General features: G+C 74.8%; 12 protein-coding genes. 6 read left to right on the forward strand and 6 right to left on the reverse strand.

Annotated features, from left to right (window positions below):
• The first annotated feature begins 143 nt into the window (after window positions 1–143).
• Entirely contained in the window at window positions 144–788 is a 645-nt protein-coding gene (locus ABZ714_RS31320) for a beta-glucanase (protein ID WP_358828745.1), read from the forward strand.
• On the opposite strand, the gene ABZ714_RS31325 is transcribed toward ABZ714_RS31320, so the two are convergent.
• Entirely contained in the window at window positions 685–2,067 is a 1,383-nt protein-coding gene (locus ABZ714_RS31325; RefSeq protein WP_358828732.1) for an MFS transporter, read from the reverse strand. The genes ABZ714_RS31320 and ABZ714_RS31325 overlap by 104 nt on opposite strands.
• 79 nt (window positions 2,068–2,146) lie before the next feature.
• On the opposite strand from ABZ714_RS31325, the gene ABZ714_RS31330 reads away from it, so the two are divergent.
• Entirely contained in the window at window positions 2,147–2,857 is a 711-nt protein-coding gene (locus ABZ714_RS31330) for a CGNR zinc finger domain-containing protein (RefSeq protein WP_358828733.1), read from the forward strand.
• An 82-nt stretch (window positions 2,858–2,939) separates the two neighbouring features.
• Here ABZ714_RS31330 and ABZ714_RS31335 read toward each other — a convergent pair whose 3' ends face one another.
• Window positions 2,940–4,385: a PLP-dependent aminotransferase family protein gene (locus ABZ714_RS31335; protein WP_358828734.1), complete on the reverse strand. Its 1,446-nt coding sequence runs from the start codon at window positions 4,383–4,385 to the stop codon at window positions 2,940–2,942.
• Between ABZ714_RS31335 and ABZ714_RS31340 the strand changes: the two genes are divergently transcribed.
• Complete coding sequence (locus tag ABZ714_RS31340; protein WP_358828735.1) at window positions 4,384–5,430, forward strand: DMT family transporter; 1,047 nt, start codon at window positions 4,384–4,386, stop codon at window positions 5,428–5,430. The genes ABZ714_RS31335 and ABZ714_RS31340 overlap by 2 nt on opposite strands.
• 169 nt (window positions 5,431–5,599) lie before the next feature.
• A complete protein-coding gene (locus tag ABZ714_RS31345) occupies window positions 5,600–5,797 on the forward strand; it encodes a DUF1918 domain-containing protein (RefSeq protein ID WP_358828736.1) in 198 nt (65 codons plus the stop codon).
• 147 nt (window positions 5,798–5,944) lie between these two features.
• On the opposite strand, the gene ABZ714_RS31350 is transcribed toward ABZ714_RS31345, so the two are convergent.
• Window positions 5,945–7,195, reverse strand: a complete 1,251-nt coding sequence (locus ABZ714_RS31350; protein ID WP_358828737.1) for a family 10 glycosylhydrolase — start codon at window positions 7,193–7,195, stop codon at window positions 5,945–5,947.
• A 210-nt stretch (window positions 7,196–7,405) separates the two neighbouring features.
• Here ABZ714_RS31350 and ABZ714_RS31355 point away from each other — a divergent pair, with 210 nt between their 5' ends.
• Complete coding sequence (locus ABZ714_RS31355) at window positions 7,406–8,266, forward strand: 3-hydroxybutyryl-CoA dehydrogenase (RefSeq protein ID WP_358828738.1); 861 nt, start codon at window positions 7,406–7,408, stop codon at window positions 8,264–8,266.
• A 229-nt stretch (window positions 8,267–8,495) separates the two neighbouring features.
• Here the strand turns inward: ABZ714_RS31355 and ABZ714_RS31360 are convergent, their stop codons facing one another.
• The 3 genes from ABZ714_RS31360 to ABZ714_RS31370 form a co-directional block, all read right to left on the reverse strand.
• Window positions 8,496–9,026 carry an NUDIX domain-containing protein gene (locus ABZ714_RS31360; protein WP_358828739.1) on the reverse strand — a complete coding sequence of 177 codons (531 nt, stop codon included), beginning with the start codon at window positions 9,024–9,026 and terminating at the stop codon, window positions 8,496–8,498.
• 142 nt (window positions 9,027–9,168) lie between these two features.
• Window positions 9,169–10,509 carry a transcriptional regulator gene (locus ABZ714_RS31365; protein WP_358828740.1) on the reverse strand — a complete coding sequence of 447 codons (1,341 nt, stop codon included), beginning with the start codon at window positions 10,507–10,509 and terminating at the stop codon, window positions 9,169–9,171.
• Between the two features lie 447 nt (window positions 10,510–10,956).
• Complete coding sequence (locus tag ABZ714_RS31370; protein ID WP_358828741.1) at window positions 10,957–12,204, reverse strand: PP2C family protein-serine/threonine phosphatase; 1,248 nt, start codon at window positions 12,202–12,204, stop codon at window positions 10,957–10,959.
• A gap of 677 nt (window positions 12,205–12,881) precedes the next feature.
• Here ABZ714_RS31370 and ABZ714_RS31375 point away from each other — a divergent pair.
• Window positions 12,882–13,388: an NUDIX domain-containing protein gene (locus ABZ714_RS31375; RefSeq protein WP_358828742.1), complete on the forward strand. Its 507-nt coding sequence runs from the start codon at window positions 12,882–12,884 to the stop codon at window positions 13,386–13,388.
• The last annotated feature ends 488 nt before the right edge of the window (window positions 13,389–13,876 follow it).

Here is a 13,876-nt window from a genome sequence, read left to right on the forward strand (position 1 = left end):
CCGGGGGCGGGCAGAACCGGATCAGGGGACAGATCGACTGCTTGTGCGGGAGGTATCTGGTGTTGAGCGGCTGGTTCGGCGGGCTGAGGCGGTGGTGGCCGCTGCCGGGTGGGGGCGGCGGTTCGGGGCCCGGGCAGGGGGAGGTGGTGTTCACGGCCGACTTCGCCTCGGCGGATCAGTGGGTCGCCGGGCGGTCGTGGGCGTATCCGGGCGGGGGCCCGGAGAATCCGGGGGACAACAAGCTGGACCATCTGGTGCAGGATCCGGCGTACAGCCGGGGCGGGGTGTTCCGGGCGACGCTGCGGGACGACGGGAAGTGGGACGCGGGGCTGCTGACCACGGAGGGCAGCGCCCAGGGGTTCATGATGCGGGCGGGCGACGTACTGGAGGCGCGGGTGCGGCTGCCCGTGGAGATGGGCGCCTGGCCGGCGATCTGGACCTGGCGGGACGGCGATCAGGAGATCGACGTCTTCGAGTACCACCCGGACAATCCGGATCTGCTGGAGCTGTCGAACCGGGTCCGGGGCGGGCACCGTTACCACCGGGAGGCCGCGATCGAGCCCGGCGGCTGGGTGGATCTGGCGGTGGAGGCCGGGGCGCGTTCGGTGGTGTGGTGGGTCAACGGTCAGCGGGTGTACGCGGATCGCCGGGGGGTGGGGCGGCGCTGGCAGGCGTATCTGATCGTCAATCTCTCGGTCTGCGCGGGGCGTTATCACCCGGCCCCTGATCCCGGGGTGTCGGAGATGTCGTACGAGGTCCAGGGGCTGGTGGTACGGCGGCCGGACTGAAGAGGGCGGGGGTGGCGGGGTCCGGGGGTGCCGTGCGGCGGGGGCCCGGCACCCTTCGGGCGGGCGGGGTCCGGCGGCGGGGGCGGGCGCCGAGGGGGAGCGGGGCGAGGAGAGCGAGGAGAGCCAGGAGTTGGACGGCCGCCGCGGTCAGCAGGGCGCCGGGGAGGGAGAGGGCGGCGATCGGTCCGGCGGCGGCCGTGCCGATCGCGAAGCCGGTGATTTTGAGGCTGGCTCCGGTGGTGAAGATCTGGGCCCGCAGGCGCTCCGGCGCCTCCCGGTGGCGGATCGCGAAGAGGGCGGTGAGCTGGGGCCCCTCCCCCGCGCCGAGCAGGACGGCACCCGCGAGGGCCGTGAGCGGATGGGCGGTGGCCAACAGGACGAGGGCGACGGCGAGGACCGCGGCACTGATCGCCAGCACGGTCTCCGGGCGGAGCGGCGTACGGCGGCGGGCCAGCAGCGCGTTGGCACCGAGCGCCGACGCCGCGATCACGGCGAGCAGGGCGGCGCCCCGGGCGGGGCCGCCGAGGACCCGTTCGCCGAGGAGCGGGGCGCAGGCGAGGAACATGCCCTGGCCCGCGCAGGAGATCACGGAGGAGAGGGTGGGGCGGGCGAGCGCCCGGGTGCGGGCGATGACCCGGAATCCGGCGGCGAGATCGGCCCGTACGGGGGTGCGGGGCGCGGGCGGGCCTCCGGGTCCGGTGGCGGTGACGGAGGCGGAGGCGGTACGTGGGAGCAGCAGGGCCGCGGGGAGCGCCAGGCCGATGAAGGCGGCGGAGACCACGACCGCGGTGCCGGCGCCCGCCCGGTGTGCGACGAGTCCGGCCAGCAGGGGGCCGAGCAGCCCGGCGGCGTTGAAGGTCATCGCGTCGACGGCGTTGGCCCGGTCGAGCCGGTGGGCCGGGACGGTCCGGGGCAGTTGGGACGTCCAGCCGCCCGCGATGGCGGGGCCCAGGAGTCCGGCGAGTACGGCGACGGCGATGGTCGGGCCGAGCGGGGCGCGGCCCAGGCAGCCCAGGACGACCAGGAGGCCGGTGGCGTAGCCGAGGAGTGTCCCGGCCAACAGGACGCCGGGCCGGGGCGAGCGGTCCAGGAGCGCTCCGAGAAGGGGGCCGCCCGCGGCGGCCGCGACGGTGAGGGCGGCGAGCAGGGTGGTGGCGGTGACGGTCGATCCGGTGGCGGCGAGTCCGGCGAGCAGCAGGGCGGGGCCGGACATCTCGTCGCCGGTACGGGCGGCGGCGGCACCGGCCGCGTAACGTCCCAGTCCGTAACGCTTCAGCATGCCCGGCACGTTACGTCGGTAACTCAAACATTCACCAGATGCGTTACATGCGCTACGGTCGCCCCATGGTGGTTCTCCCATGGCTCCGGTAGACGGCTCCCGGCCCGGCGGCGGGCACGGCCCCCGTCCGGTGGCGTCCGCCCCCTCGCCGGCTTCGGCGGGCGAGTCCCCGGCCGAGCGGGCCGAGTGGTCGGCCCGGCATTCCGTGGCGGCGATCGCCGCGCGTACGGCGGCTCTGGTCAACGTCCTCTCCGGCCCCGGCGATCCGGTGGCCGACGAGGTCGCGGCCGTACTGCGCGACCACGGCGAGCAGGTCCCCGACGGCCTGTCGGCCCGGGACGTGGCGGAGCTGCGGGAGGCCGCGGGGCGGCTGCGCGACGTCTTCACCGCACCGGACGCCGACCGGGCGGCGGAGCGGGTGAACACGCTGCTGGCCCGCTGCGCGGGGACACTGCGGCTGACGTCGCACGGCGGCGCTTCGCCGTGGCATCCGCATCTCGACAGCCATGACGACGCGCCGTGGGGCGAATGGCTGCTGGCCTCGTCCGGTCTGGCCCTGACCGTACTGATCTGGGACCGTCAGCGCCCGCCGGGCGGGGTGTGCGCGTCCCCGGTGTGCGGCCGGGTCTTCCTGACCCTGGGCAGTGGTCCCGTACGCCGTTACTGCTCCCGGCGGTGCGCGACCCGCGAGCGGGTGGCGGCGCACCGGCGCGCCCGGCGGGACGGCACGCCGCAGAGCGTCGACGGTTCGGGGGGCGGGACGTTTCGACGGCGCCGGGGTCCGGTGTGACAAACCCGGGCCCGGTGGCCGGCGGGTCCGCCGCCGCGAGCCCCGGACCGGGCGCGTACCGCCCCCGGGACTCGCCGGGTTCTCAGACGCGGAGTGCGCGGATCTCGTCGTACGCGGTACGCAGCCTGCGGGCGCCTTCGACCAGGTCCGCCGGGTCCGCGACGGCCGCGAAGCTCAGCCGCAGCGAGCCCGCCGGGGGTTCGGCGGAGTAGTACGGCCGCCCCGTCGCGATCGCCACTCCGGCGCGCAGGGCCGCGCTGTGCAGGGCGGCCTCGTCGGTGCCGTCGGGCAGCCGGAGCCACAGATGGTGGCCGCCGCAGGGGACCGACGGCAGGCCCAGCTCGGGCAGGTCTCCGGCGACGGCGGCCGCGAGCGTGTCGCGGCGGGTCCTCAGCGCGGCGGCGACGGTCCGCAGATGCCGGTGCCAGGCCGGTGAGCCGACGAGTTCGAGCGCGGCCTCCTGGACGGGCCGGGGGACGAAGAAGCTCTCCACGACATGGATGGCCCGGAGCCGGTCCAGGACGGGGCCGCGGGCCGCGAGGGCGCCGATCCGCAGGCTCGGTGAGCAGATCTTCGTCAGCGACCCGACATGGACGACGACGCCGTCGGGGTCGTCGGCGGCCAGCGGGCGGGGCGGCGGGGGCGCGTCGTCGTGGCCGAGCCGCCGGGCGAAGTCGTCCTCGACGACGAACGCCCCGGCGGCCCTGGCGATCCTCAGCACCTCGGGCCGCCGGTCGGCGGCGAGCACCACGCCGGTGGGGTTCTGGAAGAGGGGCTGACAGACGAGGACCCGGGCGCCGGTGGCCTCGAAGGCGGCCGCGAGCAGCTCCGTCCGTACGCCGTCCGCGTCGACGGGGACCGGTACGGGACGCAGCCCGGCCGCCCGGGCGACGGCGAGGAGACCGGGGTAGGTCGGGGATTCGACGAGGACCGGCGCGCCGGGCGGGGCGAGGGCTCGCAGGGCCGTGGTGAGGGCGGGCTGGCCGCCCGCGGTGATCAGGACGTCGGCCGCGGTCAGCGTCGGGCCGATGCCCCGGGCGAACCACTCCCGCAGTTCGGGCAGCCCTTCGACGGGCGGGCGTCCCCACGCGCCGGGGCGCCGCCCGGCGCGGGCGAGGGCGGCCGCCAGGGCGCGTTCGGGCTGGAGCGTGGGGTGGAGATAGCCGCCGTTGAGTTCGACGACACCCGCCGGGGGCGCGGCGAGGGTGGCGAGGACGCCGGACGCGTCGACGGTACGCGGTACGGAGCCGGCGGTCGCCGCCGCGCTCAGGCTGACCTCCTGCCACGAGGTGTCCCCGGCGGGCGCCGCCGCGGGGCGCCGTTCGGCCCGGAAGGCCCCGGCACCGGGCCGGGTGACGACCAGCCCTTCGGCGGCGAGCTGGGCGAGGGCGCGGGTGACCGTCACCGGGGAGACCCGATACCGCTCGACCAGGGCCCGACTCGACGGCAGCTTTCCACCGGGAGAGTAGCGGCTCAGCTCATCACGCAGCTTGGCCGCGAGATCGTCGACACTGCTACGCTCATTCATGAGAGCACAGAATAGCGCTACCGCTGATTCACCGATAGCGGTCGGCGGATCTCCCGCCGGGGAAGCGGCCCGCGCCACCGATGCCGGTACCACCGGGCGCGCCGCGCGGGCCCTCGGGACCGCCGGATCCGGCAGCGGCCGTCCCGGCAGCCGGGACGGCGGTGCCGACCGCCGGGTGGGTCCCCGTACGGCGCGTACGGGTACGGCACTCGCGGCGCTGGGCGTCGTCGCCTTCTCCCTCACCTTCCCTTCGACCGTCTGGGGCCTGCGGTCCTTCGGACCCTGGTCGCTGGTCTCCCTGCGCGCCGTCGTCGCCGCCGTCGTCGCGGGCGGGCTGCTGCTGGCCCTGCGGGTCCCGCCGCCCGACCGCCGCCACTGGGGCTCGCTGCTGGTGGTCGCCGGGGGCGTGGTGGTGGGCTTTCCGCTGCTGACGACGCTGGCGCTGCGCTCGTCGACCACCTCCCACGCGGCCGTGGTGGTGGGGCTGCTGCCGCTGACGACCGCGGTCTTCGCCGCCGTCCGGACCGGCCGCCGCCCCTCGCGCACGTTCTGGCTGGCGGCCCTGGCCGGGGCGGCGGTGGTGATCGCGTTCACGGTGTCGGAGAGCGGCGGCGCTCTCCAGGGCGCCGATCTGTATCTCTTCGGCGCCCTGCTGGTGTGCGCCGCCGGATACACCGAGGGCGGCCGGCTGGCGGCCGTGCTGCCGGGGTGGCAGGTGATCGGCTGGGCGCTGGTGCTCTGTCTGCCGTTCGCCGTCGCGGGATCGGCCGTCGCGCTGGCGTACGAGCCGGTACGGCTGACGGCGCGGGGGGTGACCGGGCTGGTCTGGGTGGCCTGCGGCTCCACGTTCTTCGGTCTGTACGTCTGGTACCGGGGCATGGCGGCGATCGGCATTCCCCGGGCGAGCCAGTTGCAGTTGGCCCAGCCGCTGCTGACGCTGGTCTGGTCGGTCGCGCTGCTGGGCGAGGCGTTGTCGCCCGCGGCCCCGGTGGCGGCGGCGGGTGTCCTGGTGTGCATCGCGGTCACCCAGCGGGCACGCGGCTGAGCCACGGGGGCGGCAGACAGGGGCGAGGGCGCTCACGACAGCGGGCCCGCCCCGCCCCCGAACCGCCGGAACGCGCCCCGCCCCCGAACCGCCGGAAGGTGTGGTTCCGGGCCCGGCCGTAGACTCGGAAGCACACGGACCACCCCCGCCTTCGAGGAGGTCACTCCCGATGCGAGCACGTGTGGGCGACAAGCTGCTGGTACACGGCAGGACCGTGGGGCATCCCGACCGGGTCGCCGAGGTCGTGGAGGTCCACGGCGCGGACGGCGGGCCGCCGTACCGCGTCCGGTTCGAGGACGACGGCCACGAGACGGTGATGTCCCCGGGTCCGGACTCGGTCGTCCGGCCGCACGAACCCGCCGCCTGAGCCCGGAACCGCTCCCCCGCGCCGTTCCGGTACGGCACGTTCCGCGCCCCGGCGCCGGTTCGGCACGCCCGTACACCGCCCGGCCCGTACACCGCCGTACGGACCGTACCGTCGTACGGCACCGCTACCGCCCCGCCGTCACCACCGCTACGGCGTCGGCACCCGGGTCGGATAGTGGTCCGCCACCACCCGCGCCATGGCCCCGTTGCGGTCCGCCCTGACCTCCTTCGCCGAGAAGAAGCAGTGGCCCCGCACCCGCCCGTACTTCCCGGCGAGCGTCAGATGCCGGGACAGCTCCGCCGGGTCCTGCCAGGGCGCGCCCTGGGCCGGGTCGCCCGCTTTGTAGAGCGCCTCGCCGATGTAGAGCTGGACGTCCGTCCCCTTGACCAGCGCGTTCCACCAGGGCACGAGCTTGGCGTAGTCGGCGGCGGAGTAGCCGATGTTCCAGTAGATCTGCGGGACGACATAGTCGATCCAGCCCTGCCGGACCCAGGTCCGGGTGTCGGCGTGCAGATCGTCGTAGGTCTCGATCCCGGCGCGGGTGTCGGAGCCGCGCGGGTCGGTGGTGGCGTTGCGCCAGACCGCGAACGGGCTGACGCCGAAGGCGACACCGGCCCTGGTGGACTTGATCCGCCGGGACATCTCCCGGATGAGCCGGTCGATATTGTCGCGCCGCCAGGCGGCCTTGTCGGTGAAGCCCGTGCCGTACCGGGCGAAGGTGGCGTCGTCCCCGAAGGTCTGCCCGGCCACCGGGTAGGGGTAGAAGTAGTCGTCGAAGTGGACGCCGTCGACGGGGTAGCGCCGGACCGCGTCGATCATGGCGTTCTGGACGAAGGCGCGGACCTCGGGGACCCCCGGGTCGTAGTAGAGCTTGCCGCCGTAGGGCAGTACCCAGCCGGGGTTGCGGCGGGCCGGATGGTTCTCGGCGAGCCGGGTGAGGTCGGTCGTGGTGGCGACGCGGTACGGGTTGAACCAGGCGTGCAGCTCCAGCCCGCGCCGGTGCGCCTCGGTGACGGCGGTACCGAGCGGGTCCCAGCCGGGGTCGCGGCCCTGGGTCCCGGTCAGATAGCGGGACCAGGGTTCGTAGGGCGACGGCCAGAAGGCGTCCGCGGCGGGCCTGACCTGGAAGACCACCGCGTTGAGCCGACGGGCGGCGGCGGTGTCGAGATGGGCGATCAGTTCGGCCCGCTGCCGTTCGGCGGTCAGTCCGGCGGCGGACGGCCAGTCCCGGTTGGTGATCGTCGCCAGCCACATGCCGCGGAACTCGGCCGCTTCGGCCCGGCTCCCTCCGGCCGGGCCGGGTTCCGTCCGGATGACGGCCGCGGCGTCGCCCGCGGTCGCCAGTCCGGTGACCGCTCCGGCCGCCGCCATGAACCCTCTTCTGGTGATGTGCGCCATGGGAATCTTCTCCGCTCCGGCCGTTGCAGTCCGCCCCGGTCCGTTCAGATATGTCCGGCCCCGTCCGGCCGCTGACCGTGACGGCGCCCACCCTTCCCCGATCATCGTGCCCGGGATGATCCGGAGTACCGTCGTACGGTCGAGGCGGGCGCCGGAACCATACGGGGAATCCCGCACAAAAGCAGCGAAAGGCACGAGGTGACGGAGTCAATGGCCGACATTGCACGCGTCGGAGTGGTGGGCTGTGGCCAGATGGGCGCGGGCATCGCGGAGGTGTGCGCCCGCAGCGGGCTGGAGGTGAGGGTCGCCGAGACCACCGGCGAGGCGCTGGAACTGGGCCGGACCCGGCTGAACAACTCCCTCACCAAGGCCGCCGAGCGGGGCAAGATCTCCGAGGAGGAGCGGGACGCGGCACTCGGCCGGCTGAGCTTCACCACCGACCTCGGCGAGTTCGCCGACCGCGATCTGGTGATCGAGGCGGTGGTGGAGAACGAGCAGGTGAAGACGGAGATCTTCCAGGTGCTCGACCAGGTCGTGACCCGTCCGGACGCGATCCTGGCCTCCAACACCTCGTCGATCCCGCTGGTGAAGCTGGCGGTGGCGACGTCCCGGCCGGACCAGGTCATCGGGATCCACTTCTTCAACCCGGCCCCGGTCCAGAAGCTGGTGGAGCTGATCCCGGCGCTGACCACCTCCGAGGAGACGGTGAAGCGGTCCGAGGCCATGGTGGAGCAGGTACTGGGCAAGCACGCGATCCACGCCCAGGACCGTTCGGGCTTTGTGGTGAACGCGCTGCTCATCCCCTATCTGCTGTCGGCGATCCGGATGTTCGAGTCGGGCATCGCCAGCCGTGAGGACATCGACAACGGCATGGAGCTGGGGTGCGCGCACCCGATGGGCCCGCTGAAGCTGTCGGATCTGATCGGTCTCGACACGGTGGCGTCCGTGGCCGACTCGATGTACGCCGAGTTCAAGGAGCCGCTGTACGCCGCTCCCCCGCTGCTCCAGCGGATGGTGGACGCGGGCCGGCTCGGCCGGAAGACCGGGTCGGGCTTCTACCCGTACAACTGATCCCGTACCGCTCGTCCCGTACGACTGATCTTGTACGGATGATCTTGTACGGCTGCCGATCCCGTACGGCTGCCGGATGGGGTCGGGCGCCCTGCCGCCCGCCCCGGCCGGATGGTCCGGGTCACCGTGCCGCGGGCCCGGGGCGCGTACGCCGCCGTTCTCGCGGAGGTGGGGACCGCCCGGGGTCACCCGCGACGCCGCCGGTCCCGGCACCGGCGGCCACCGGGGCTCAGCCCAGCCGCATGTGACGCAGCATCAGCAGTCCGGCCGCCATGTTGGCGGCCGGGATCCGGCCCCGGGCGATCAGATCGGGAATCGCCTTCAGCGGCACCCACTCACGGCGTGAGGACTCGAAGTCGTCCTCGGGATGGCCGATGTAGGTCGCGCCCTCCGCCCAGTAGAGATGGTGCCGGGCGTCGATCAGGCCGTTGGCGGGTTCGACGGTGAGCAGATGGCGCAGGGGGCCCGGCCGCCAGCCGGTCTCCTCCTCCATCTCGCGGGCCGCCGCCGCCTCGATGTCCTCGCCGTCCTCGACCACTCCCGCGGCCAGTTCCCAGCCCCAGCTGTCGGTGATGAAGCGGTGTCGCCAGAGCATCAGGACCTCGTTGTCCTCGTTGACGGCGGTCGCCACGGCGACGGCCCGGAGCCGGATGAGGAAGTGGTCGAGGTGCCGGCCGTCGGGGAGTCGGACATCGGCCAGATTGACCCGGAACCACCGGTTCTCATACACAGTTTGTTCGTTGAGATTCGTCCACTGCACAGTTCTGCCACCTTTCGGCCTGTAGGTGGCAACATCGCAGCAGTCGATCTTGCTCAGCGGAATCGTCCACGGTCGTCGACCGGCCATGGTGACGCCGAACGGTCCGCATCCGTACGGGTCGGCCGGCCGCCGGGCGCCCGGGTCACAACGGGACGCGCAGCGCCTCGTCGATCAGCCCCGCCGCCTCCTCCGCGTTGGCGCTGCCGCTGGCCAGCAGATGTTCCCGGACCGCCCGCAGCCGGTCCCGCAGCCGCTGGGACTCCATCCCCCTCACCCGTTCCGTCATCTCCGCGGCCGTGGCCGCCGCCCGGTCCGCCTCGCCCTGGCGCAGTTCGATCTGGCAGAGCATCGCCAGCCGGTGCACCCGGCCCCGGTCGTGGGCGGGCGTCCCGGCCGCCGCGTAGGCGTGCTCCCGGGCGGCGGCCAGATCGCCGAGGCTCAGCAGCGCCTCCGCCGCCTGCACGTTGACCAGACCCGGCTGGACGTAGCCGGTCTCGTCGGGCTCGTCCCCCAGGTGGATCCGTTCGGCCTCCGTCTCGGCCCGCCGGATACAGCGGACCGCCGAGGCGTCGTCGCCGAGATGGGCGTACGCCTTGGCCTGCATCGCGTAGAGGTCGGCGGAGAGCGCGGGGGTGAGCTGCCCGCCGGCGGTCCGCAGGGCGGCCTCCGCGAAGGCGACGGCCTGCCGGTGCTCGGAGAGGAAGAGCGACTGATTGACCAGCAGGGCGATCACATAGGCGCCGAGCCCGCGGTCACCGCTGGCCTTGGCGAGCCGGAGCGCCTGGTGGAAGTAGCGCTGGGCGAGACCGTGGGCGTCGGAGTCGTAGGCGCAGATCCCGGCGACCGCGACCAGTCCGCCGGTGGCGCGGTGCAACTGCCGTCCGAGGGCGTCGTTGTACGAACCCCGCAGCAGGGGCGCGGTCTCGGTGTTGAGGAAGCCGACGATCCTGGCGCGGGTCGCGACACCGCCCGCGCGGCGGTACATCAGCTCGTAGTGCGCGCGGGCGGCCCGCAGCATGGCGACGTCGGCCATGGAGACCCGGGTCAGTCCGGAGCGGGAGACATCGCCGTCCTCCGGGGGGTTCTCCCACTCCCAGACCGGGATCACGGCCGGGGTGCCGGTGACGGCGGGGGCGTCGATGACATGCCGCCGCTGCTGTTCGTCGGAGCGCCAGAGGGCGGTCGCGCGGTCCACGAAGCCGGAGAGGGGGGTGTCGGGCGGGGCGGTCCCGGCGCCGTCCACCCCGAGGCCGATGTCGCCGAGGGTCAGGGCGCGGCGCAGCCGCCCCGCGAGTACCTCGCAGATCAGATCGGGGACCTGGCCCCGGGGGCGCTGGCCTTTGAGCCAGCGGGCGACGGCGGTGTGCTCGTAGCGCAGGGTCAGTCCCCTGGCCCGGCCCGCCTGGTTGACCCGGGCGGCGAGGCCCGCGTGGGAGATGCCCGACTCGTCGAGCAGGGCGTCGAGCAGGGTGTTCGGCTGCATGCGGGCGCTCCGGGGGCTCGGTCCGCTCAGCGTAGTCGACGGTGGATTCACACGGGGTGTGAACGGAACGCCGGTACCGGGGTGCTGTGCGCGCTGCCGCCGCCGGGCCGGGGCGGCTTGACTGAAATGCCTCTCAAGGAGGCGGCCGGACCGCCGGCTCCCCCTCGTACAGTGCGGCGGTCCTCCACCGCGTCGTCCGCCCCGCCGATCTGCCCGACACTCCGCGGCAGGGCGGGCGGCGCCGGCCGTACGGGCAGCCCTCGGAGGGCGACCTCCGCAGCGTGCGGCCGACTGGGCCCGTCCCGCCAGCCGGACGGGCCCAGAGCCGCGCCCCGGCCCCGGCCTCGCGTCCATGGCCGAACTGCCCCACCCGTGAACTCCGCCGGGCCCCGCGAGAGCCCGGGGGTCCAGCGGCGTACCGACCGGGCGACCGGCTTACGGGCCCGGCTACCGGCGGGACGGCTCCCGGCGGCGGTCCGCGGCGGGAGTCCGGGGCGGCGGTTCGGGGCGGTCGTTGCGGAGCATCAGCAGGGCCACGTCGTCGTCGGGGCGGCCGCCGGTGTGACGCAGCAGCGCCGACTGGACGGCGGCGAGTACGTCGGCGGGCGGCGTGGACGGCGCCGCCGATACCCGGTCCAGGACGGCCGGGAGGGCGAAGAACCGGCCCCGGGCGTCGCGTGCCTCGGCCGCGCCGTCCGTGTGCAGCAGCAGGGCCTCGCCCGGGGCCAGTCCCTCGCAGAGGTGCGGATCGAGCCGGGCCGGGAGGGGGAAGGGGCCGAGCGGCGGCAGCGGTTCGGCGGCGGCCAGCGGGCGGACACCGCCGGGACCGAGCCGGTAGGGCCACGGATGGCCGCAGTTGAGGGCCCGTACGCTCCGGGTCGGTCCTTCGCCCAGCTCCAGCAGCAGTACGGTGACGAATTCCTCGGCGGGCCAGCCCTCCGGATCCGGCTCGCGGCCGGCCGCGGGCCCGTCCCCGGCCGGTTCGTCGCCGGAAGCGCGTGCGCCGGGTTCACCGCGGGCGTCCCGGGTCCGTCCGGCGCTCTCGTCGCGGGCGCGTTCGCGCAGATGGCGCTGGACGGCCCGGTCCAGCCGCCGCAGTACGCCCCCGAGGTCGGGTTCGTCGTACGCGGCCTCCCGGAAGCTGCCGAGCACGGCCGCGACCGACCCGATGGCGGGCAGACCGTGACCTCGTACGTCGCCGATGACGGCACGCACCCCGTAGGGCGTGGCCACGACCTCGTAGAGATCGCCGCCGACGGTCGCGCCCCGGCTGGCGGAGAGCTGGCCCGCGGCGATCGAGAGCCCGTCGAGGCGGGCGGGCGGCGGGCGCAGCAGGACGCGCTGGGTGGCGTGGGCCACCGCGCGGGCCCGGCGCAGTTCGCGGCGGAGCCGTCGCCGGCCCCGGAGGAGTAACGCGGTGCCGACGGTCCCGGCGGCGAGCAGGACGAGACCCGCGACGATCCGTTCGCCCTGGCTCTCGGGGTGGTCGTGGGGCAGTACGACCCGGCCGATCAGGGCGGCGGCGCCGCAGGCGAGGGGGAGGACGAGGGCGGGCAGCCGGCGGCGCAGGGGGCGGCGGCCGGACGGCCCCGGCCGGGGGCGCGTCCCGGCCTCGCGTCGGAGCACCCGGGACGGGACGGCCCGGATGCTCCGCAACGGGGCCGGGACGCGACGTACAGAACTGCTGCGGATCATGCCGATGGTCCCCTCATAGGCCCTGCCCGGCGCACCGGCCGCGCCCCGGCCGTGGACACGGGATCCCGTCCGGCCCCGGCCGGACGGCGCTCCTGTGCGAACACGGCCTCGTCCGTGACCGCGCAGCGGAACCCGCGCGGCCCCGGAACGGGCGGGGCGGGGGACTGTACAGCCATGGCCAACGGCCGCGTCGATTGTGTCGATCGCGCGGGCGGGATGGGAACAGCCTCCCCCGTTCTCACTCGAACGAGCGAATCGCCGTCGGGAGCGACGGCGGCGCCTCGGGGAGCATACGACGTGTACCCGCCCTCGAACACCATGTTCATGACGTGCCGTCACGATCATTGCCCGCGCGGGGGACCGGATCGCCCGGACGGCGGATCCCGGACGCCCCCGGACGGCCCGCCGCGATCGTCGCGCGCCGCAGGTGGCGGCTGCCGCGATCTGCGGCGGGCCGGGCCGTCCGTACGGTGCCGGGGCGGCGGCGGGGCCGTACGACACCGGTTCCTACGGGTCCCCGACCGGACTCCGGTCCTCGAACACGGAGACCGGGGGCGGGTGTTCCGTACCGTCGCGGCCGTACGGAACGGGGTCCCGCCGTCCACGCGTACGGTACGAGCGGTCGCCGGGCGGGGATTCCCCGGCCGGTCCCCGCGCACCCGCCGTAAACTGCTCCGATGCCCGAAACCGACGAGGCCGTCCGCCGGTCCGCCCGAGTGCTGCTGTTCGACGGGCGGCACCGTCTGCTGCTGCTGAGATTCCGGCTCGACCCCGACGATCCCGGTACCGGGTACGGCTGGTGCACACCGGGCGGCGGCGTCGAGGACGGGGAGACCCTCGCCGGGGCCGCGGCCAGGGAACTGCGCGAGGAGACCGGTCTCCCGGTGCCGCCGGAGGCGCTGGGCTCCCCGGTGGCGTACACCTCCGGATACGCGGACCTCGGCTGGGCCGCCGGGGTGTTCCGGGACGACTACTTCCTGCTCCGGGTCGGGACCCATCGGGTGGACATCGGCGGGCAGGAGGCGAACGAGCTGCGGTATCACGCCGGGCACCGCTGGTGGACCCGGGAGGAACTGGCGGCCGGGGACGAGACCGTCTACCCGTACGGCCTCCCGGCGCTGACGGCCGGTCTGATCGCCGGGCGGATCCCCGCCGAGCCGGTCCGGCTGCCCTGGCACCACTGACCACCGGCCCCACCGGGGCACGGGCCCCGGTGTCGGCCTCGTACCACCCGCCCCGGGCTCAGGGGGCCATTGCCGATGGGCGGCGACGCGGCGTGGGGCCGTCTCCCGGGCCGCCGGGCCCGGGGCGTGTCGTCGGGATCCCGCCCGGTCGGCGTCCGGCCCGCGCGCTCTCCCCCGCGGCCCGGGCCCGGGCGGGCGAGGTGCCCCCGGCGTTATCGGGGATTTCCCGAGTACGTCCGGTACGAGGGAATCCACCCCCGGCTTCGCCGGGGGACCCCACCGCCGTCCCGCGTCGTGCGCACCGGACGCCACGGCCCCGGGCCTCCGGGCAGACAGCGCTGCTCTCCGGACACGCCACGGCGGATCGCGGTGCCGGGCTCGCGCGCCCCAGCGCGCCGATGATGCGGCGCTTGTCGGGCTTCTTCGCGGCGCGGAAGGCGAGTACGACGGCGGTGAGGATGAGTACGACGATGACGGCGCCTTCGGGG

This window comes from Streptomyces sp. NPDC006798 (genome assembly GCF_040635975.1).
Lineage (GTDB): Bacteria > Actinomycetota > Actinomycetes > Streptomycetales > Streptomycetaceae > Streptomyces.

Bases quoted from the DNA above. Each gene is read 5' to 3' on its own strand.
- ABZ714_RS31325 (WP_358828732.1), bottom strand. From the start codon at position 2,067: ATGCTGAAGCGTTACGGACTGGGACGTTACGCGGCCGGTGCCGCCGCC.
- ABZ714_RS31330 (WP_358828733.1), top strand. From the start codon at position 2,147: ATGGCTCCGGTAGACGGCTCCCGGCCCGGCGGCGGGCACGGCCCCCGT.
- ABZ714_RS31340 (WP_358828735.1), top strand. From the start codon at position 4,384: ATGAGAGCACAGAATAGCGCTACCGCTGATTCACCGATAGCGGTCGGC.
- ABZ714_RS31335 (WP_358828734.1), bottom strand. From the start codon at position 4,385: ATGAATGAGCGTAGCAGTGTCGACGATCTCGCGGCCAAGCTGCGTGAT.
- ABZ714_RS31345 (WP_358828736.1), top strand. From the start codon at position 5,600: ATGCGAGCACGTGTGGGCGACAAGCTGCTGGTACACGGCAGGACCGTG.
- ABZ714_RS31350 (WP_358828737.1), bottom strand. From the start codon at position 7,195: ATGGCGCACATCACCAGAAGAGGGTTCATGGCGGCGGCCGGAGCGGTC.
- ABZ714_RS31355 (WP_358828738.1), top strand. From the start codon at position 7,406: ATGGCCGACATTGCACGCGTCGGAGTGGTGGGCTGTGGCCAGATGGGC.
- ABZ714_RS31365 (WP_358828740.1), bottom strand. From the start codon at position 10,509: ATGCAGCCGAACACCCTGCTCGACGCCCTGCTCGACGAGTCGGGCATC.
- ABZ714_RS31370 (WP_358828741.1), bottom strand. From the start codon at position 12,204: ATGATCCGCAGCAGTTCTGTACGTCGCGTCCCGGCCCCGTTGCGGAGC.
- ABZ714_RS31375 (WP_358828742.1), top strand. From the start codon at position 12,882: ATGCCCGAAACCGACGAGGCCGTCCGCCGGTCCGCCCGAGTGCTGCTG.